Annotated in this window: 17 protein-coding genes and 1 pseudogene; 15 read left to right on the top strand and 3 right to left on the bottom strand. The window is 63.9% G+C overall.

Translation table 11 applies throughout. The annotated features are described in order from the left end of the window. The first annotated feature begins 162 nt into the window (after positions 1-162). From ACEWE8_RS19660 to ACEWE8_RS19625, 8 genes and pseudogenes are all read left to right on the top strand, one after another. Positions 163-1,479, top strand: coding sequence for an OprD family porin (locus ACEWE8_RS19660; RefSeq protein ID WP_395589351.1), 1,317 nt, complete (start codon positions 163-165; stop codon positions 1,477-1,479). 35 nt (positions 1,480-1,514) lie between these two features. After that, positions 1,515-1,631 (top strand): annotated as a pseudogene (locus ACEWE8_RS19655) (hypothetical protein); the annotation flags it as partial. 173 nt (positions 1,632-1,804) lie between these two features. Beyond that, positions 1,805-2,512: an IclR family transcriptional regulator gene (locus tag ACEWE8_RS19650; protein ID WP_080952194.1), complete on the top strand. Its 708-nt coding sequence runs from the start codon at positions 1,805-1,807 to the stop codon at positions 2,510-2,512. A gap of 262 nt (positions 2,513-2,774) precedes the next feature. After that, positions 2,775-3,257 (top strand): formate dehydrogenase subunit gamma, encoded by a 483-nt coding sequence (locus tag ACEWE8_RS19645; RefSeq protein WP_046787901.1) that lies wholly within the window; start codon positions 2,775-2,777, stop codon positions 3,255-3,257. Then, positions 3,251-4,810, top strand: a complete 1,560-nt coding sequence (locus ACEWE8_RS19640; protein WP_046787902.1) for an NADH-quinone oxidoreductase subunit NuoF — start codon at positions 3,251-3,253, stop codon at positions 4,808-4,810. Before ACEWE8_RS19645 ends, ACEWE8_RS19640 begins: the two co-directional genes overlap by 7 nt. Continuing rightward, positions 4,807-7,686, top strand: coding sequence for a formate dehydrogenase subunit alpha (gene fdhF / locus ACEWE8_RS19635; protein WP_395589350.1), 2,880 nt, complete (start codon positions 4,807-4,809; stop codon positions 7,684-7,686). The genes ACEWE8_RS19640 and fdhF overlap by 4 nt, the downstream gene beginning before the upstream one ends. After that, positions 7,683-7,886: a formate dehydrogenase subunit delta gene (locus tag ACEWE8_RS19630; protein WP_046787904.1), complete on the top strand. Its 204-nt coding sequence runs from the start codon at positions 7,683-7,685 to the stop codon at positions 7,884-7,886. Before fdhF ends, ACEWE8_RS19630 begins: the two co-directional genes overlap by 4 nt. A 193-nt stretch (positions 7,887-8,079) precedes the next feature. Then, positions 8,080-9,897, top strand: a complete 1,818-nt coding sequence (locus ACEWE8_RS19625) for an ABC transporter ATP-binding protein/permease (protein ID WP_115275389.1) — start codon at positions 8,080-8,082, stop codon at positions 9,895-9,897. Between the two features lie 16 nt (positions 9,898-9,913). Here the strand turns inward: ACEWE8_RS19625 and ACEWE8_RS19620 are convergent, their stop codons facing one another. Beyond that, on the bottom strand, positions 9,914-10,603 hold the full coding sequence (locus tag ACEWE8_RS19620) for an SOS response-associated peptidase family protein (RefSeq protein WP_046787905.1): 690 nt from the start codon (positions 10,601-10,603) through the stop codon (positions 9,914-9,916). A 102-nt stretch (positions 10,604-10,705) separates the two neighbouring features. On the opposite strand from ACEWE8_RS19620, the gene ACEWE8_RS19615 reads away from it, so the two are divergent. After that, entirely contained in the window at positions 10,706-11,134 is a 429-nt protein-coding gene (locus tag ACEWE8_RS19615) for a LexA family transcriptional regulator (protein WP_046787906.1), read from the top strand. A gap of 5 nt (positions 11,135-11,139) precedes the next feature. Continuing rightward, positions 11,140-12,426, top strand: coding sequence for a Y-family DNA polymerase (locus ACEWE8_RS19610; RefSeq protein WP_046787907.1), 1,287 nt, complete (start codon positions 11,140-11,142; stop codon positions 12,424-12,426). 31 nt (positions 12,427-12,457) lie between these two features. Here the strand turns inward: ACEWE8_RS19610 and ACEWE8_RS19605 are convergent, their stop codons facing one another. Continuing rightward, the gene (locus ACEWE8_RS19605; RefSeq protein WP_046787908.1) at positions 12,458-13,741 is read right to left on the bottom strand and encodes an arsenic transporter; all 1,284 of its coding nucleotides are present in this window, start codon (positions 13,739-13,741) and stop codon (positions 12,458-12,460) included. Between the two features lie 242 nt (positions 13,742-13,983). On the opposite strand from ACEWE8_RS19605, the gene ACEWE8_RS19600 reads away from it, so the two are divergent. The 4 genes from ACEWE8_RS19600 to ACEWE8_RS19585 all read left to right on the top strand — a co-directional run bounded on the left by ACEWE8_RS19600 (position 13,984) and on the right by ACEWE8_RS19585 (position 18,483). Beyond that, on the top strand, positions 13,984-16,224 hold the full coding sequence (locus ACEWE8_RS19600) for a TonB-dependent siderophore receptor (protein ID WP_046787909.1): 2,241 nt from the start codon (positions 13,984-13,986) through the stop codon (positions 16,222-16,224). A 125-nt stretch (positions 16,225-16,349) separates the two neighbouring features. Continuing rightward, on the top strand, positions 16,350-16,637 hold the full coding sequence (locus tag ACEWE8_RS19595; protein ID WP_046787910.1) for a hypothetical protein: 288 nt from the start codon (positions 16,350-16,352) through the stop codon (positions 16,635-16,637). Next, positions 16,634-18,154 (top strand): PepSY domain-containing protein, encoded by a 1,521-nt coding sequence (locus ACEWE8_RS19590; RefSeq protein ID WP_046787911.1) that lies wholly within the window; start codon positions 16,634-16,636, stop codon positions 18,152-18,154. The genes ACEWE8_RS19595 and ACEWE8_RS19590 overlap by 4 nt, the downstream gene beginning before the upstream one ends. After that, positions 18,151-18,483 carry a DUF3325 domain-containing protein gene (locus ACEWE8_RS19585; protein WP_046787912.1) on the top strand — a complete coding sequence of 111 codons (333 nt, stop codon included), beginning with the start codon at positions 18,151-18,153 and terminating at the stop codon, positions 18,481-18,483. Before ACEWE8_RS19590 ends, ACEWE8_RS19585 begins: the two co-directional genes overlap by 4 nt. Positions 18,484-18,535: 52 nt before the next feature. Here the strand turns inward: ACEWE8_RS19585 and ACEWE8_RS19580 are convergent, their stop codons facing one another. Continuing rightward, positions 18,536-19,135 carry a biliverdin-producing heme oxygenase gene (locus ACEWE8_RS19580; RefSeq protein ID WP_046787913.1) on the bottom strand — a complete coding sequence of 200 codons (600 nt, stop codon included), beginning with the start codon at positions 19,133-19,135 and terminating at the stop codon, positions 18,536-18,538. 141 nt (positions 19,136-19,276) lie between these two features. Here ACEWE8_RS19580 and ACEWE8_RS19575 point away from each other — a divergent pair, with 141 nt between their 5' ends. Next, positions 19,277-19,816 (top strand): histidine phosphatase family protein, encoded by a 540-nt coding sequence (locus tag ACEWE8_RS19575; RefSeq protein WP_046787914.1) that lies wholly within the window; start codon positions 19,277-19,279, stop codon positions 19,814-19,816. Positions 19,817-19,852: the final 36 nt, after the last annotated feature.

Below are 19,852 nucleotides of genomic sequence, written 5' to 3'. Positions count from 1 at the left end.
TCAAAATAAACCATCCTCCATTGAGGGGTGAAGCCTTTTTGTAGTTTTTTTGAGTGAATCTCGGAATTTTTGCGTGGCTATTGACGGGTTCTGGCAATTCTGATCTTACTAAAAGGAAATGATGTTTCAAAATAACAATAACGAGTTGCTGGAGTTTTTCCCTTGAAATTCGCACCTTATCTCTATGGGTTTGTACTGGCGGCTGGTAGCGCCGCTTACGTCTTGCCTGCACAAGCCAACCTGATCGATGACAGCCACGCCAACCTGGCGCTGCGCAATTTCTACTTCAGCAGTGACAACCGCGACGGTGCGGCGCAGCCGTCCCTGACCGAGGAGTGGGCGCAGGGTTTTTTGCTGGATTTTCGCTCCGGTTATACCGGGGGACTGGTCGGTTTCGGCGTGGATGCCACGGCGGCGATGGGCATCACACTGGACAGTGGCAGGGGCAGGCACGTCGGTAGCACCATGATTCCATCCGACGGTGATCGCGCATCCGATCGATGGAGCAGCGCCGGGGCAACGGCCAAGATGCGAGTCAGTAAAACCGAGCTGCGCCTGGGGCAGTTGGCTCCCAGGCTGCCGGTGCTGGTGGCTTCCGACGGCCGGTTGTTACCACAGACGTTCCAGGGTGTGCAGTTGCAATCCAAGGACATCGACAACCTCACGTTGATGGGCGGTGCGTTGAATCGAGCACGTGGGCGAGCCTCTACGGACCTCACCGGCATGGCCGTCAACGGAGGGTCGCAAGAGAGTGGCCGGTTCTATTTTGCTGGGGGCAATTACCGTGCAACGGAGGCACTGACGCTGCAGTATTACGCCGGGCAGCTCGAGGATTACTACCTTCAGCAGTTCGTCGGTCTCAACCATCTCCTGACGCTGGCCGACGACAGTTCGCTGACCACCGACCTGCGCTACTTCCGTACCCGTTCGGATGGCGCCAATGGAGGTGCGTCGGGTCGCGAGCGGGGCTATGCAGTAGGTGGCTACACGGCCGATGGCGATGGCGAGATTGACAACGATCTGTGGAGTGCGGCGTTCACCTACCGCCTGCGTGGCCACTCGCTGACCCTGGGATACCAGAGCGTCTCGGACGACAGTAATTTCGTACAGATTAACCAGGGTTCTATCGACAAAGGCGCCGGCGGCAGCAGCTTGTACTTGTGGACCGACAAAATGCTGCTCAGCTTCACGCGAGCCGGCGAGCGCACCAGTTTTGCCCAGTACGGTTACGATTTCGCAGCGTTAGGGTTGCCGGGGCTCAGGGCCTCGGTGATGTACCTCAAGGGTGAACATATCCAGACGACGGTCGGCGCTCAGCAGTCCGAATGGGAGCGTGACTTCTCCCTCGACTACGTCATTCAGGGGGGCACATTCGAAGGTTTGGGCGTGGCCTGGCGCAATGGCAAATCGCACAGTGAAGCGGCCCGCAATAGCGACCAGAACCGGCTGATCATCAACTACACCTTGGCGCTGTTCTAACCAGTACGATTTCAAAATTCACCAATGCCTCGCAGCCGCTGCTGGATCACTGTATCCAACGCAGGCGTCCAGGCTATCGATTGTCCGGTCGATTGCAGTGAGAACGACCGCATTCTCAATGCGAACTGCGTGAGCGCACTCTGGCGGCATAAAGGCTCCGGAATCTCGATTCACTTTGCCAGCAGGCCCTTGTTGCCTGCTGGCATTTTTGTTTTTTGCGCCGGGCGTGTGTGTGCACAAGCTGGCGAGGACGAGATCGTTATCGGATAATGATTTCTTCTGCCCCCACGTAAACTGAGGGCACCAATCTTGTGAGGTCTTTCAAATGGTGAAAGCGCGGCCGCGTCCAGCGGTAAATGGTGTGGCTTCGGCCGACCGTGTCTTGACCGTGCTCACAGCGTTTCAAATTGGTGATTCGTCGCTTAGCCTGGTGGAGCTCGTCGAGCGAACCGGGCTTATCAAGAGCACGATCATGCGCTTGATGGTTTCGCTGGAAAATCATGGCTTCATCACCCGAATGGCGGATGGGCGCTATCAGTTGGCCAGTGAAGTGATGAGGTTGAATGCGGTCTACCAGGAATCGCTCGACCTTGAACGGCATGTGATGCCGCGCTTGCACTACCTCGCCGAACAAACGGGCGAGACCGCATCCTTCTATGTGCGCCATGGCGCCTATCGCATGTGCCAATACCGGGTGAACTCCTCTCACCGGCTGCGGCTCAATCTTCAGCCCGGTGACATGCGCCCGATGGACGAGGCTGCCGGTGCGCAAGCCTTGCGCTCGCCGTTTGAGGTCGGAATTGCATTGCACAAACCCTATTACTCGCGCGGTGCAACCGACCCGCATGCGGCATCAGTTGCATTGCCGATATACGGTGCTCAGCAGGAGTTGATGGGGGCCCTTGTTGTGTCCGGGCCAGCCAGCCGATTGACCGAGGAAAGTGCGGAAAGCATCAAAAACCTGTTCTTCGAAACAGCGCGTGACCTGATGCGCAGTCTGGGCTTCAAGGCAGCGGATGAGAAAGCGCCTTGAACCGAGGCCCAAGCGCTGAGTTAACGGATTCGACCCAGGTCGGTTTCAGGATGCGCCTGGTCGTTCGCGTGCATCCCTTCGGCGCCACAAGTGCCATGCTTGTGGAATGCCCCTGAGCCCAGTGCGCGCAGACGCACGGCCACCGGCAAGGAGGCCACCGACAACCACGCGACCGTGACGTGGGCGGTGTGCCGCAGCAGAACACGCCGGTCACCTGCCCACTACAACAACAGGCGGGGGCCGTGATGCCGAGGTCCGCTGTATGCCTGATCAATTGCCCCACCTGCCCGTGATCCACAGTATCCTGAGTCGCCACCAGGACACCCCCGGCGCGCTCTTGCCGATCCTGCATGCCGTGCAGGAAAGCATCGGTTTCATCCCCGATGCCGCCGTCGCCGATATTGCCCATGCCCTCAACCTCAGCCTGGCCGAGGTGCGCGGGGTAATCAGCTTCTACCACGATTTCCGCACCGCGCCGCCGGCCCGCCATACCCTGCGCTTGTGCCGCGCCGAGTCATGCCAGAGCCGTGGCAGCGAGGCACTCGCCGCGCAGCTGCGCGAACAGTTGGCGCTGGACGACCATGGCACCAGCGCCGATGGCGCCATCAGCCTGCGCCCGGTGTACTGCCTGGGCGCGTGCGCCTGCTCGCCGGCACTTGAGCTCGATGGCCAGGTGCATGCGCGCCTGACCCCTGAGCGCCTGCGCTCGCTGGTCAACGGTTGCCTGGAGGACACAGCATGCTGAAGCTGTTCATCCCCTGCGACTCGGTGGCCCGCGCCGTGGGCGCAGATCAGGTTGTCGAGGCGTTGCAGCGCGAGGCCGAGCAGCGCCAGTTGGCGCTGGACATCCAGCGCACCAGTTCGCGTGGCCTGTATTGGCTCGAACCACTGGTGGAGTGCGAGCGCGCTGGAGGGCGGCAAGGCTTCGGTCCGGTCACCCCTGAGGATGTGCCTGCGCTGCTCGATGCATTGGCGGCAGAACCCGGCAGCCATCCATTGGCGCTCGGGCCGGTGGAAGCGCTCCCTTACCTCAAGACCCAGCAACGTCTGCTGTTCGCCCGCGCCGGTATCACCCGGCCATTGTCGCTGGAGGACTACCGCGCCCACGGCGGCTTTGCCGGCCTTGCGCAAGCCGTTGCGCTGGGCGGCGCCGAAGTGGTCGCCGCCGTGCTCGATTCCGGCCTGCGCGGCCGGGGCGGCGCAGCGTTCCCGGCAGGTATCAAATGGCGCACCGTGCGTGACGCCGGGGCAGGGCAGAAGTATGTGGTGTGCAACGCCGACGAAGGCGATTCGGGTACCTTCGCCGACCGCATGCTGATGGAAGGGGACCCCTTCTTGCTGATCGAAGGCATGATCATCGCCGGCCTCGCGGTGGGTGCCGACAAGGGCTATATCTACGTGCGCTCGGAGTACCCCGACGCCATCCGCGTGCTCGATGAGGCCGTCGTCATCGCCCGCGACGCCGGTTATCTGGGTTTCGACGTGGCCGGTAGCGGTCAGGCCTTCGACCTGGAAGTACGCGTGGGTGCGGGTGCCTATATCTGCGGTGAGGAAACCGCGCTGCTCGAATCCATCGAGGGCAAGCGCGGCATCGTCCGTGCCAAGCCGCCGCTACCGGCCCTGCAGGGCCTGTTCGGCCTGCCGACCCTGGTGCACAACGTGCTCACCCTGGCCTCGGTGCCCACCATCCTGGCCAAGGGCGCGGCGTTCTACCGCGACTTCGGTATGGGCCGTTCGCTGGGCACCATGCCGTTCCAGCTGGCCGGCAACATCCGCCATGGCGGCCTGGTAGAACGTGCCTTCGGCCTGACCCTGCGCGAGCTGGTGGAAGGCTACGGGGGCGGCACCGCCAGCGGCCGTCCGCTCAAGGCTGCCCAGGTCGGTGGCCCGCTGGGTGCCTGGGTGCCGCCCAGTCACTTCGACACGCCACTGGACTACGAGGCCTTCGCTGCCATGGGCGCGATGCTGGGCCACGGCGGCGTGGTGGTGGCTGACGACACCCTGAACATGGCCAGCATGGCGCGTTTCGCCCTGCAGTTCTGCGCCGAAGAGTCCTGCGGCAAATGCACGCCTTGCCGCATCGGTTCTATCCGCGGCATGGAGGTGGTCGACCGCCTGATCGCCAGCAGCGACCTCACCGACCGCCATGACCAGGCCCTGCTGCTGCGCGACCTGTGCGACACGATGCAATACGGCTCGCTATGCGCCATGGGCGGCATGACCGCCTACCCGGTGGCCAGCGCCCTGAAGTACTTCCCGGCCGATTTCGGGCTGACCACCACGGAGGCCGCGCAGTGATCAATTACTTCGACCCCGAGACCGATCTGGGCACCCCTGAACGCTACGGCGATGTGCAGATCAGCCTGAACATCGACGGGCGCAGCGTGAGCGTGCCGGCGGGCACCTCAGTGATGCGCGCCGCCGCCCTGCTGGGTACCAGCATCCCCAAGCTGTGCGCCACCGACAGCCTGGAGGCCTTCGGCTCCTGCCGCATGTGCATGGTCGAAATCGACGGCATGCGCGGATACCCGGCGTCCTGCACCACGCCTGTCAGCGAAGGCATGGTGGTGCGCACGCAGACACCACGCCTGGCCGACCTGCGTCGCAATGTCATGGAGCTGTACATTTCCGACCACCCGCTCGACTGCCTGACCTGCTCGGCCAACGGCAACTGCGAACTGCAGACGGTCGCCGGCCAGGTCGGCCTGCGCGAGGTGCGCTACGGCTATGACGGCGCCAATCACCTGGCTGAGCAGAAGGACGTGTCCAACCCGTACTTCGATTACGAGCCCAGCAAGTGCATCGTCTGCAGCCGCTGCGTGCGTGCCTGTGAGCACATCCAGGGCACCTTCGCCCTGACCATCACCGGGCGCGGCTTCGAGTCGCGGGTGGCGGCAGCCGGTGGTGACAACTTCCTCACCTCCGAATGCGTGTCGTGCGGCGCCTGCGTGCAGGCTTGCCCGACGGCTACCCTGACCGAAAAAAGCCTGGTGCAGAGCGGCCAGCCGGAACGAGCGGTGATCACCACCTGCGCCTACTGCGGCGTGGGCTGCTCGTTCCGTGCGGAAATGAAGGGTGACCAGTTGGTACGCATGGTCCCGGACAAGAACGGCGGCGCCAACCACGGCCATGCCTGCGTCAAGGGCCGCTTCGCCTGGGGCTATGCCACCCACCCTGATCGCATCACCAGACCGATGATCCGCAAGCATGTGGATGACCCGTGGCAGGAAGTCAGCTGGGACGAGGCCGTCACCTACGCGGCCAGCGAGTTCCGGCGCATCCAGCTCAAGTACGGGCGCGACTCCATCGGTGGCATCACCTCCAGCCGTTGCACCAACGAAGAAGCCTACCTGGTGCAAAAGTTGGTGCGCACGGCGTTTGGCAACAATAACGTCGACACCTGCGCGCGGGTTTGCCATTCGCCCACCGGCTATGGCCTCAAACAGACCCTCGGCGAGTCGGCGGGTACCCAGAGTTTCGATTCGGTGATGCAGGCCGACGTGATCCTGGTGATCGGTGCCAACCCTACCGATGCCCACCCGGTGTTCGGCTCGCAGCTCAAACGCCGCCTGCGCCAAGGGGCGCGGCTGATCGTCATCGACCCGCGGCGCATCGACCTGGTGGATTCGCCCCACGCCCGTGCCGAGCTGCACTTGCAACTGCGCCCTGGCACCAACGTGGCCATGCTCAACGCCTTGGCCCATGTGATCGTTAGCGAGGGGCTGCTGGCCCAGCGCTTCATTGACGAGCGCTGCGAGAGCGAGGCCTTCGCCCGCTGGCGCGACTTCGTCAGCCTCGCGCAAAACGCCCCTGAAGTGCAGGGCCCCGTGTGCGGCGTGCCCGCCGAGCAGATCCGCGCCGCCGCCCGCCTGTATGCCACAGGCGGCAACGCGGCGATCTACTACGGTTTGGGCGTGACTGAACACAGCCAGGGCAGCACGGCGGTGATGGGCATCGCCAACCTGGCCATGGCCACCGGCAATATTGGCCGCGAAGGGGTAGGGGTAAACCCCCTGCGTGGGCAGAACAACGTGCAGGGCTCGTGCGACATGGGGTCGTTCCCGCATGAGTTGCCAGGCTACCGGCATATCTCCAACGAGACCGTGCGTGCCGAGTTCGAGCAGGCCTGGGGTGTGACTCTGCAGCCCGACCCGGGCCTGCGCATCCCCAACATGTTCGAAGCGGCGCTGGACGGCAGCTTCAAGGCGCTGTACTGCCAGGGTGAGGACATCGCCCAGAGCGACCCCAACACCCAGCACGTCACTGCCGCGCTGCGGGCCATGGAATGCGTGGTGGTGCAGGACATCTTCCTCAACGAGACGGCCAAGTTCGCCCATGTGTTCTTGCCGGGTAGCTCGTTCCTGGAAAAGGACGGCACCTTCACCAACGCCGAGCGCCGTATTTCGCGGGTACGCAAGGTGATGCAGCCGCTGGCCGGCAAGGCTGACTGGGAGGCCACCGTGGCCTTGGCCAATGCCCTGGGCTACCCGATGAGCTACCGCCACCCGTCCGAGATCATGGACGAAATCGCCCGCCTGACACCAACCTTTCACCGCGTCAGCTACGCCGAACTCGACCGCCATGGCAGCCTGCAGTGGCCGTGCAACGACGCAGCGCCCGACGGCACGCCGACCATGCACATCGATCAGTTCGTGCGGGGCAAAGGGCGCTTCATGCTCACCGGCTATGTGCCCACCGACGAGAAGGTCAACAGCCGCTACCCACTGCTGCTGACCACCGGGCGCATTCTCAGCCAGTACAACGTCGGTGCCCAGACCCGGCGCACCGCGAACGTCGCCTGGCATGCTGCCGACTGCCTGGAGCTGCACCCCACCGACGCCGAAAGCCGCGGCATCCATGACGGCGACTGGGTCGGCATCGGCAGCCGCGCCGGGCAGACGGCCCTGCGTGCCAAGGTGAGTGAGCGCGTGGCGCCGGGGGTGGTGTACACCACCTTCCACTTCCCCGAGTCCGGCGCCAACGTGATCACTACCGACAATTCCGACTGGGCCACCAACTGCCCGGAGTACAAGGTCACGGCGGTGGAGGTGGTCAAGGTGTTCCACCCGTCGCAGTGGCAAAAGCGCTACCAGGACTTCAGCGATGAACAGCGGCGCCTGCTCAAGGAGCGCCGCACGGCCGACAAGCCCGAGCAGGCCGAGGTACGCCGATGAGCATCGAAAACCTGGTCAAGATGGCCAACCAGATTGCCCATTACTTCGACAGCGAGCCTGATCATGCGTTGGCGGTGAAAGGGGTGCAGCAGCATTTGCAGAACTTCTGGACCCCGGCGATGCGCAGGCAGTTGGGGGAATGGGCCCAGGCCCATGCAGGGGAGGGTTTGGACCCCAAGGTGGTGGAGGCCTTGGCTTAGCGTTTGTCTGCGCTGCCCCCGTCGCCAGCAAGCGGTGGGACTCCTGGACTGCCCTCGAATCGAGTGCAATTCCTGTGGGGCCGGCTTGCCGGCGATAGGGGCGGTGCCGACAAAATGAAATGTCCGTCATGAATGCCTGACCAAAGCCGTCGCAATGCTACGCTCGCGTAAACACTCGTCACGGATACCCACCATGGACATGAACTGGCACCAGGCCCTGCAAGAGAGCCTGAGCTGGCTTGCAATCGCTTCGTTCATCACCCTGATCGGCTTCACCGCCGCCGCTGCGCTGGCTGTGCGCTACACGCGCTGGGGTAGCCAGTTCTGGCAGCTTGCCGGGCCCTATTTCTCCTTCAGGCGCAGCTGGCGACCGCTGCTGGTGTTTGCCGCACTGCTGGTGCTGACCCTGTTTTCGGTACGCATGAACGTGCTGTTCTCGTTCTGGTACAACGGCTTCTACAGCGCCCTGCAGGCCCTCGACCAAACCGCCTTCTGGTACTTGCTGGGCGTGTTCGCGGTATTGGCCACCCTTCATGTGCTGCGTTCGCTGTTCACCTTCTACGTGACCGAGGCCTTCAGCATCCGCTGGCGGGTCTGGCTGACCGAGCGCCTGACCAACGACTGGCTCCACGGTGACGCCTATTACCGCGGCCAGTTCCTCGCCGAGCCTGTAGACAACCCCGACCAGCGTATCGAACTGGACGTCAACGCCTTCGTCACCAACTCGGTAACCCTGGCGCTGGGCGCGGTCAGCGCGCTGGTGTCGCTGGTGGCGTTCACCGCCATCCTTTGGGGGCTGTCGGCGCCGCTGGCGGTAGCAGGTGTGGAAATCCCCCGGGCCATGGTGTTTGCCGTGTATGTGTATGTGCTGATCGCCACCTGGATCGCCTTCCGCCTCGGGCAGCCGTTGATCCGCCTGAACTTCCTCAACGAAAAACTCACCGCCAACTTCCGTTATGCGCTGATGCGCCTGCGTGAGAACGCTGAGAACATCGCGTTCTACCAGGGCGCGCAAGTGGAGCGGGGGACCTTGCTGGGCCGCTTCGGGGCATTGATCGTCAATGTCTGGGCACTGGTGTTCCGCAACCTGAAGTTCAGCGGTTTCAACCTGGGCGTCAGCCAGGTGGCAGTGGTGTTCCCGTTCATCCTCCAGGCGCCGCGCTTCTTCAGTGGCGCGATCAAGCTGGGCGATGTCATGCAGACCTCCCAAGCGTTTGGCCAGGTGCAGGATGCGTTGTCGTTCTTCCGCGAGTCCTACGACACCTTTGCCCAGTACCGCGCCACGCTCGACCGTCTGACCGGGTTTCTCGATGCCAACCAGCAGGCCAGCACCTTGCCGCGGGTCAGCACCCAGGAACAGGCGCAGGCCCTGGATATCTCGGGTTTGCAGGTGATGCGCCCCGACGGCCACGCGTTGATCGCCGACCTCGACTTGCGCCTGCAGGCCGGCCAGGCGCTGCTGATCAAGGGCCCGTCGGGCAGTGGCAAGACCACCTTGTTGCGCGCCCTGGCAGGGCTGTGGCCTTACGCCGAGGGTGAGGTCAGGCGGCCCACCGGCACCGAGGCGCTGTTCCTCTCGCAGCGCCCGTACCTGCCCCTGGGGGACCTGCGAACCGCCATCGCCTACCCGGCTGACAGCAAGCCGGAGGACGAGGCGCGCATGCAGCAGGCGCTGCGCCAGGTCAACCTGGCCCACCTGGCTGAGCGGCTGGCGGTCAGTTGCGACTGGTCGCATATCCTCTCGGTCGGTGAGCAGCAGCGGCTGGCGTTTGCCCGGGTGCTGTTCAACCGGCCGCAGGTGGTGTTCCTCGACGAGTCCACCTCGGCGATGGATGAAGGCCTGGAGCATGCGTTGTATTCGCTGCTGCGCAATGAAATGCCGCAAACCTTGCTGGTGAGTGTCGGCCATCGCAGCACGTTGGCCGGGTTCCATACCCACCGGCTGGAAGTGGACGGGCAGGGTGGTTGGTCGCTGCTGGAGCAAAAGCCGGAGGTAGCGTTGCAGGTCTAGGAGGCCTGTACCCTGTTCAGGGCTGCATCACGATCAACTGCGCGCCTTCATTACGGACATTCCCCACGGCCTCGCCTACCGCAAACCATTCAAAGGCTTCTACCGGCAGGCACCGCTCCCGTGCCAACCGCTCGGCCTGATCGGCAGGCACTTCCAGGTCGATCCACGCCCGCGCATCCGCCGGCCCCAGTACCAGTGGCCGGCGGTCATGGATATCGACCATTCCTGCATCACTCGCTGCGGTAATGATCACGAACCCATCCCCTTCGTTCGGCTCCAGCCCAGAACGTACCTGAGCCAGCGCGGCCATGAACATCGGTGCCTGGCTTTTCAGGCGGATGAAGTAGGGTTGCTTGCGCCTGGGGTCGTGCGGGTCGCTCACCCATTCGTACCAGCCGTCTGCCATGACCAGGGCTCGCCCTTGAGGCCAGAGTGCCTTGAAGAACTTGCCCGTGGTCACGGTTTCCACCCGTGCGTTGATCGGCGCGGGCCTCGGGCCCTTGGCCCAGAACGGTGCCCAACCCCAATGGCAGGGGTCGATGCGCAGGCCATTGGCGGCGTTGTGCAACACCAACACGCGGCTGCCAGGGGCCACGTTGTAACGGCCAATGGGCACGTTGTCGTAACCGCTGATCACGTCCTGCTCGGCGTTCAGCTCACGCAGGTAATCGGCCAGCCCCTGATACTGGGCGAAGCGTCCGCACATGGCGTGTACCCCCATTTGTCGAAATGTCTTATGCCGAATTTGACCTGCCACCCACTACAGCGTTTACTGTATATACATACAGTTTGACTTCAAGGCTGTCACATGACGTCCATTTTGGGTCCGGTCACCTGCGCCAGCACCGTGCTGGCGCGTTATCTGTTTCGTGTGCCAGCGGGTTTCCCGTCGCCGGCTGCCGATCACATGGAGCAACCCATCTCGCTGGACGAGTTGTTCAATTTGCGTGCGCCGCACATGTATCTGGTGAGGATAGACGGCGACAGCATGCAGGGCGCCGGCATCTTCGACGGTGACCTGGTGCTGGTCGACCGTTCGATCGAGGCGCGCCATGGCCATATCGTCATTGCTGCGGTCAATGGCGAGCCGCTGTGCAAACGGCTGCACCGTGTCGGCAGCCAGGTGGCGCTGCGCTCGGAAAACCCGCGGTTTGCGCCACGATACATTCTGGAGGGTGACGAACTGACGATTTGGGGCGTAGTGACCTTCAGTGTCCGCAGCCACGATGTGAAATAGCCCCGATGAAGCCTGCTCCCGTTTTCGCCCTGATCGACTGCAACAGTTTCTATGCCAGTTGCGAGCGCGTGTTCCGCCCCGACTTGCTGCGCACGCCCATCGTCGTGTTGAGCAACAACGACGGCTGCATCATCGCCCGCAGTGCCGAGGCCAAGGCGTTGGTGAAGATGGGCCAGCCGTTTTACCAGGTCAAGGACCTGCTGCGTCAGCACGGGGTGGTGGCGTTTTCGTCCAACTACGCGCTGTACGGCGACATGAGCCAGCGGGTAATGACGGTGATCGAGGGTATGGTCCCGGCAGTGGAGGTGTATTCCATCGACGAAGCCTTCGCCGACCTGGCAGGTGTGCCGGGCGATCTCGACTACCTGGGCCGCCGCATTCGCGAGCGAGTGCTCAAGTACACCGGCATCCCCGTGGGGGTCGGCATCGCCGGTACCAAAACCCTGGCCAAGCTTGCCAACCATGCGGCCAAGCGCTGGGCTGTGCAGAGCGGCGGGGTGGTCGACCTGCGCGACCCGCTACGGTGTGAGCGGGTGCTCAAGAGGTGCGACGTGTCCCAGGTGTGGGGCATCGGCAAACGCCTCACAGCGCACCTGCAGGGCATGGGCATCCGCACGGCCTGGGACCTGTCCCGCGCCGACCCCGGGCTTTTGCGCAAGACCTTCAGCGTGGTGGTGGAAAAGACCGCCCGCGAACTGGCCGGTACGCCTTGCCTGCAACTGCAGGACGTCGACCCGCCGCGCCAGGAAATCTGCTGCAGCCGGATGTTCGGCACGCGCCTGACCGAGCTGGCGCCGATCAAGGAGGCCGTGGCCACTTACGTGATGCGCGCCAGCGAGAAGCTGCGCCAGCAACGCTCGCTGGCGTGCAGGATGCGGGTGAGCATCCGCACCGGCATGTTCAACCCCGACGAAGCCCGCTATGCCAATGGCGTAGTGGTGCAACTGCCATACCCCACCGATGACGTGCGCTTGCTCACGCGCATGGCGCTGGAGGCGCTGGAGCGCGTGTATCGCCCAGGGTTTCGCTACAGCAAGGCGGAGGTTTTGCTGCTGGAGCTTTGCCAACGCGGGGAGGTCACCGGCGACCTGTTCGCGCCGTCACAGACCGCTCAGGCAGAGCGGGTAATGGGCGTGATCGATGGCGTCAACGCGCGTTGGGGCCGAGGCACCCTGCGCAGCGCGGCGGTGCCGGCGGCGGCGGATTGGGCCATGCGGCGGGAGTTGATGAGTGCCGGGTATACGACCCAGATGCGTGGGTTGTGGCGGGTCAACCGGCCTGTGTGTCGCTAGCCATGTGCAGCCGCCAACGCAGGCTTTGCCCTCAAAAACTCAGCCGCACCGCCAGTGCCGCCAGGGTCACCAGCAATACGGGCACCGTCAACAATACGCCTACCTTGAAGTAATACCCCCAGCCGATGGTCACGCCCTTGCGCGCCAGCACATGCAGCCACAACAGCGTGGCCAGGCTGCCGATCGGGGTGATCTTCGGCCCCAGGTCGCAGCCGATCACGTTGGCATAGATCATCGCTTCGCGCACCACACCCTGCGCCTCGCTGGCATGAATCGACAGCGCGCCGATCAGCACGCTGGGCATGTTGTTCATGACCGACGACAGCAGCGCCGCAATCAGGCCGGTACCCAGCGAGGCTGCCCATAGCCCGTGCCCGGCCAGCCAGCTCAGCACATTGCCGAGCGAGTCGGTGAGGCCGGCATTGCGCAAGCCGTAGACCACCAGGTACATCCCCAACGAAAACACCACGATCTGCCACGGTGCCTCGCGCAGCACGCGGCGGGTGGAGATCACATGGCCCCGGGCGGCAACGGCGAACAGTACCGCCGCGCAGGCTGCGGCCACGGCACTGACCGGGATGCCCATGGGCTCGAGCACGAACAGGCTGGCCAGTAATGCCAGCAGCACCGCCCAGCCGACACGGAACGTTGCGCGGTCGCGCACGGCTATTGCCGGCACCTTGAGGTCCTCGGTGGCATAGCGCAGCGCAATGTCGCGGCGAAAATACAGCCACAGCACCAGTAGCGTGGCAGCCACTGCTACCAGGTTCACTGGCACCATCACCGCGGCATAGGCGTTGAACCCCAGATCGAAGTAGTCCGCCGAGACGATGTTCACCAGGTTGGATACCACCAGCGGCAGGCTGGCGGTGTCGGCAATGAAGCCTGCACCCATGACGAAGGCCAGGGTCGCCGCCGGGGAGACGCGCAGCGCCAGCAGCATCGACATGACGATCGGGGTGAGGATCAGCGCCGCGCCGTCATTGGCGAACAGCGCCGACACCGCCGCGCCCAGCAGCACCATGAAGGCGAACAGGCGGCGCCCGTCCCCTCGCGCCCAGCGCGCCACATGCAGCGCCGCCCATTCGAAAAAGCCCGCTTCGTCCAGCAGCAGGCTGATGACGATCAGGGCGATGAAGGTGGCGGTGGCGTTCCAGATGATGGCCCATACCGTGGGGATGTCATGCAGCGATACCACGCCGAACACCAGGGCCAGCACGGCGCCGAGTGTGGCGCTCCAGCCAACGCCGAGGCCTTTGGGCTGCCAGATGACCAGGGTCAGGGTGAACAGGAAGATCAGAGCGGCTGGGAGCATGGAAACGCTGTCTCATCTCAGGGGAGAGGGGCAAAAGTGACTGTACACGGGCTGGCTACGCGTCGGAAAAGTTCCGGTGCAAACATGTAAGTTTCGTAAATAAGATTTAAACCCATTTGAGAATAACTATATTTACCAACCCTGTTGGCCCCCGAACAGTGTTTGCGAGGCCGGTGGGCGCGGGCCTTCCGGCTTCCTGGCAGGGATGTGCCCTTCGCTTACCCATCGCAGGAGATGTGTCAATGCAGTGCAGAACTTCACCCAACAGCCTGGCCCTGGCGTTTGTCGCGTTGGCGTCACCGGCCATGATGGCGACCGCCGCTGAAACAGTGGAGCGCAGCCCTGGTGAGGTGCTGGAAATGCCGGTGGCCGACGACGCACTGGTGATCCAGGACACTCTGGTCACTGCAGAGCGCGAGGCACGACAGGCGCTGGGTTCGTCGATCATCACTGAAGAAGACATCAAGCGTCGCCCGCCGGCCAACGACCTGTCCGACATCATCCGTCGGGAGCCGGGGGTCAACCTGACCGGCAACAGCGCCAGTGGTGCGCGTGGCAACAACCGGCAGATCGACCTGCGCGGCATGGGCCCGGAGAACACCCTGATCCTCATCGACGGCAAACCGTCCAGCGCGCGCAACGCCGTGCGCTACGGCTGGAACGGCGACCGCGACACCCGCGGCGAAACCAACTGGGTGCCGGCCGAGGCGGTCGAGCGCATCGAAATCCTGCGCGGCCCCGCGGCGGCGCGCTACGGCTCGGGCGCCATGGGCGGGGTGGTGAACATCATCACCAAGCGGCCCACCGAGGCGTTCAAGGGCAGCCTCAACCTGTTCACGCAAATGCCGCAAGACAGTGCCGAGGGTGTCAGCCGTCGTGCCAACTTCAACCTCAGCGGTGGGCTTACCGACAACCTCGGTTTCCGTTTGTACGGTGGCCTGGCCAAGACCGACGCCGACGACCTGGACATCAACGCCGACCACGCCAACAGCGCGCTGGTCGCCGGCCGTGAGGGCGTGCGCAACAAGGACATCAACGGCCTGCTGAGCTGGCGGCTCAACGACGAGCACCGCCTTGAAGCCAGCGCCGGTTACAGCCGCCAGGGCAACCTCTATGCCGGCGATACCATGAACAGCAACGGTGGCAGCAATGTCGACCTGATCTCCAGCCTGTATGGCCACGAGACCAATGTCATGCAGCGCAACACCTATGACCTGACCCACCTTGGCGATTTTAGCTGGGGCACCAGCAAGACCAGCCTGGCTTACGAATACGTACGCAACTGGCGTCTCAACGAAGGCCTGGCCGGTGGCCCGGAAGGTGCGATCAACGACAGCGGTGCAGCCATGTCGCGGCTGCGCAACACTCGCCTGAGCAGCGAAGTGAACCTGCCGTTTGCCATGGGCAGTACTGAACATGTGCTGACCCTGGGCGGCGAGTACCTGTACGAATCGCTCAACGACCAGGGCTCGTTCCGCCCCCAGAGCTTCGACCCCAGCGGCGGTGGCAGTGACGTCATCAGTGGCTTCGACCGCAGCAACTCGAAGATGACCGCCAAGAGCTACGCGTTGTTCGTCGAGGACAACATTGTGCTGGGCGACACCACCGTCACCCCGGGCCTGCGCTTCGACCACCACGAAACCTTTGGCGACAACTTCAGCCCCAGCCTCAACCTGTCGCACAAGCTGACCGATGCGCTGTCGGTCAAGGGCGGTATCGCCCGGGCCTATAAGGTGCCGAACCTGTATCAGTCCAACCCCAACTACCTGCTCTACAGCCGTGGCAACGGTTGCAGTGTGCAGCAGAGCAACTCCGGGGGCTGCTACCTGCAGGGCAATGCCGACCTCAAGCCGGAAATCAGCGTCAACAAGGAAATCGGCCTGTTGTACGACCGCGGCACCTGGCGTACCAGCGCGACGTACTTCCGCAACGATTACAAGAACAAGATCATCGGTGACACCGATGTGCTCTACAGCATCAACAGCGGCCGCCGCGTGACCCAGTGGGAGAACGCCGGCGAGGCACGTGTGGAAGGCATCGAGGGCAACCTGTTCGTCGAACTGACCCCGGTACTGGACTGGAACACCAACCTGACCTGGATGCTCGACAACGACAACCGCGAGACGGGCGAGCCGCTGTCGGTGATCCCCGAGTACACGGTCAACAGCACCCTGGACTGGCGCGCCACCGACAAGCTTTCGTTCCAGGTGGCCGGTACCTACTACGGCAAGCAGAAGTCGCCGACTTACAACTACCGCACCGAGGAGAGCTACGACGCCGAGGCGCAGCAGGATGTCGAGGCCTATGGCCTGGTGGATGTCAGCACCGGGTACAAGTTCAACGCCAACTATGACGTGCGGGTGGGCGTGAACAATGTGTTCGACAAGCAGATCTATCGCGGTGGCAATGCCAGCAGCTCGGGTGCCAACACCTACAACCAGCCGGGACGTGCGGTGTTTGCTTCCTTGAATATCTCGTTCTGATGCAGGGGCCGCGCTGCGGCCCATTCGCGGGGCAAGCCCGCTCCTGCAGATACCCCACGGGCGCAAGCGCAGTGGTGTACCTGGGGAGCGGGCTTGCCTCGATGTGACTACCAGGAAATACCCCAATGAACACTAAAACCGCCTGGTTGCAGATCCTCTCGCGCAGCAGCGCCGCGCTGTTGGGGGGCTACGCGCTTAGCTATGCGGCCACCGCCTGCCTGGCGCGGCTGCTGCCCCTGTCACCTGCCGATGCGGTCATCGTCGCGACCCTGCCGGCCTTCATTTTCTACACCGCAGCCATCCTCTGGGCCTTTGCCAGCCGTGACGCGGTGCGCGCCTGGCTACCGCTGGCCCTGGCTGCGCCCCTGGCGTTGATCGGCTTCTGGCCCCAGGCGCTGGAGTGGCTGGCATGAAGAACACCTTCACTCAATCGATGGCCTGGCTGCACACCTGGGGCGGGCTGATCTTCGGCTGGCTGCTGTTCGCCATCTTCGTCACCGGCACCCTGGCGGTGTTCGACAAAGAGCTTAACCACTGGATGCAGCCGGAAATCCCGGCCAGTGAAGTGACCCAGGCCGATGCCGCGCGGCGCGCCATTGCCTACCTGCAAGCCCATGAGCCGCAGGCCGGCAACTGGGGCGTCAGCCTGCCCACCGATCGTTCGCCCGGGCTGCGGGTGTCTACCGGTGAGCGGCGCCATGGCGGCGGCGTACAGCTCGACCCGCAGACGGGCGAGGCCATCGAGGTACGCGACAGTGTCGGCGGCAATTTCTTTTTCCGCTTCCATTTCACCCTCGACCTGCCGCGCAACTGGGGCATCTTCGTGGTCGGTGCACTGGCGCTGGTGATGCTGGCGGCGCTTGTCACCGGCATTGTCATCCACAAGAAGATCTTCAAGGAGTTCTTCACTTTCCGGCCGAACAAGGGCCAGCGCTCCTGGCTGGACTTTCACAACGCCAGTGCAGTGCTGTTGCTGCCGTTCCACCTGATGATCACCTACACCGGGCTGGTGATCTTCATGCTCATCTACATTCCTGCAGGTGTCGATGCGCTGTTCGCCGGGGACAACCGGGCCTACTTCAAGGCCCAGGGCAACGCCCGCCTGGAGCAGCCAAGGGGCATGGCCAGGCAGCCCGCGGAGCTGGCCGATGTGGTACCGCTACTGGCCCAGGCGCAGGCACGCTTGGGGCCCATAGCCGGTTTCAATATCCGCAATCCCAACACTGCCGGGGCACGTATCGAGGTCCGCCCTGAACTGGGTAACCGCATCGCCCTGTCCAAGGGGCAGGCCATGGTATTCGATGGTGTCAGCGGCCAGTTGCTCAGCGATGTGACCGAGTGGCGTGCGGCCCCCTTGACCCAGCGGGTCATGGTCGGCCTGCATTTTGCCCAGTTTGGCGGGTACCCGATGCGTTGGTTGTACTTCGTTTGTGGCGTCATCAGCTGCGTGATGATCGCCAGTGGCCTGGTGCTGTTTTGCGTGAAGCGTGGGCGCAAGTACGCCAGCGCCAGCGCGCAGTTGTCGGCGCGGCGTTGGTACCGGGTGGCCGAGGTGTGCAATGTCGGTTTCGTTGCCGGTTTGCTGCTGGCCTGTGCCGGCTTGCTCTGGGCCAGCCGCCTGCTGCCGGTCGAGCTGGTACAGCGCGAAGCCTGGGAGGTGCGGGCGTTCTTTGGTGTATGGCTGCTGGCGCTGTTGCATGCGGGTATCAGGCCTGCGCGCCGGGCGTGGGTGGAGCAGTTGGGACTGACGGCACTGCTGTGCATGGGCCTTGGGCTGTTCGGTGGGCTGGCGGATGCCTTGCGCCTGGGCGTGGCGGCTTGCGCACTGGTGCTGGGGGTATTGCTCGGTGTGGTGGCGTGGCGCGTGCAGAACGCCGAGCCGGCGCCGCTTGCACGCAAGGCAGGGCGCAGCGTGGAGGCAGGCGCATGATGATGCTGATCGCGGGCGGCACGCTGTTCGCCTATGCCGGCATGCTTGGCCTTTGCCAAGGCCTGGAGCGGCACTACAAGCAGGTATGGCAGCGGGCTTGCCCGCGGCCATTGCGCGTGGTGCTGCGTGGCGCTGGCTGGCTGGCACTGATGATCAGCCTGTTGCTCTGTGCCCAGGCCTGGGGCTGGGCCATGGCGCCGGTGGCCTGGTTGGCGATGATGTCGCTGGGGGCAATGCTGCTGGTCGTGCTGTTGCCGTATTGGCCGCGGCTGGCGGTCGGGCTGGCGGGGTTGGTGCCGGGGTGGGTGCTGCTGCAGCTGTTTGCCTGAGCGGGCCCCATCGCCGGCTTGCCGGCGGCAGGGTCAGAGCAAACAGGCCTCTTTAGCCGGGTTTTTGGTTCAGCACGTTGCGTTGCCCAAGCCAGCGCTCGAAGCTCTGGAATGTTTCGATGGCCGCCTGCACGGTGGCGGCCTGCGCTGCAGGTGCTGTCGAGGCCTGGCCAAGGCGGTCGAGGAAGCTGCGCCAGTAGTTGCCGGTCCGCGCACCGTATACATCTAAAAAACCTGTGCCGCTGGCCGGGTCGAGACCCAGGCGTTCGGACATTGCCTTTTTGAGTACCTGGCCGCCCAAGGTCGAGCCTTCCATTACGTACATCACACCCAGCGCGCTTGCCTCATCGTTGATGGCAGGCAGCGCCTGGCACAGGGGCAGGGCATCGATGTCGGCGGCGCTCAGGTGCAAGGCTTGCAGGTCCAGGGTGAGAGCCGGTGTCTTGGCCCTCACGGGTTCCTGATAATCGCCCAGCCGCGCTTCGAGAGGGGCGTGGAACCCGTAATAGGCTTGCAGTAGCCGGCAGTAGGCAGCGGCATCGAAGTGCGCTTGAAAGAACGGCAGGCGGGCTTCGAGCGACTTGTGGCAGTCGCGTGTGCCCTCGCGCAGGGCTAGCAGCAACGGGCTGGGAGAGGAGGAGCTGGCTGGCATTCGGGTCGGCTCTAGTGGCATTTCGCCTAATTTGGACTGGCCATCGTAACGCAGTGTTCCTCCAGGGCTGCGACATTGTTGCGGAAAAAATAACCTCGGCGTGCTAAACCAGTCGGCCGTCCCCTGCGAAGAAGCCGCCTGGTGAAAGCCGTACACCTGACCTTGATCTGTCATGCCCTGACAACGGCCCAGAAGACCGGGCGCTTGCACCGCCCTGACGACAGCATCTTGCCGCTGCACGCCCAGCCGTTCGCCGTGGCGCCTGAAACGCGCATGCTGACCGCGCCGGAGCAGCGTGCGAGGGCAACGGCGGCAGGTTTTTCGATGCCGGTGCAGGTCGAGCCAGCGTTGGCCGATTGCGACCTGGGGTGCTGGCACGGGCTGGCATTGAAACAATTGCAGGCTGAGCAACCGCAGGCGCTGGCGTTGTGGCTGGACGACCCGCACAGTGCGCCGCATGGTGGTGAGTCGTTTGCCGAGCTGTGCCAGCGCATGGCGGGGTGGCTGGCGGCATTCGATAAACCGGGCGAGTGGGTGGCGGTGACCCATCCCATGGTGATTCGCGCGGTGCTGGTGCAGGTGCTTGGCTGCCCCCTGGCTGCCCATCGGCAGATTGATGTGCTGCCTTTGTCGCGTGTGCAACTGAGCTTTACCGGGCGATGGCGCTTGCGGCTCGGGTGAGGTGTGGCTTGTGATGGCGTGAGGGCCGGCCAACCC

Origin of the sequence: Pseudomonas sp. TR47, assembly GCF_044143025.1 — a bacterium.
Classification (GTDB): domain Bacteria; phylum Pseudomonadota; class Gammaproteobacteria; order Pseudomonadales; family Pseudomonadaceae; genus Aquipseudomonas; species Aquipseudomonas putida_E.
The sequence above is the reverse complement of the archived record's forward strand: the minus strand, read 5'-3'. Positions and strand labels throughout refer to the sequence as shown.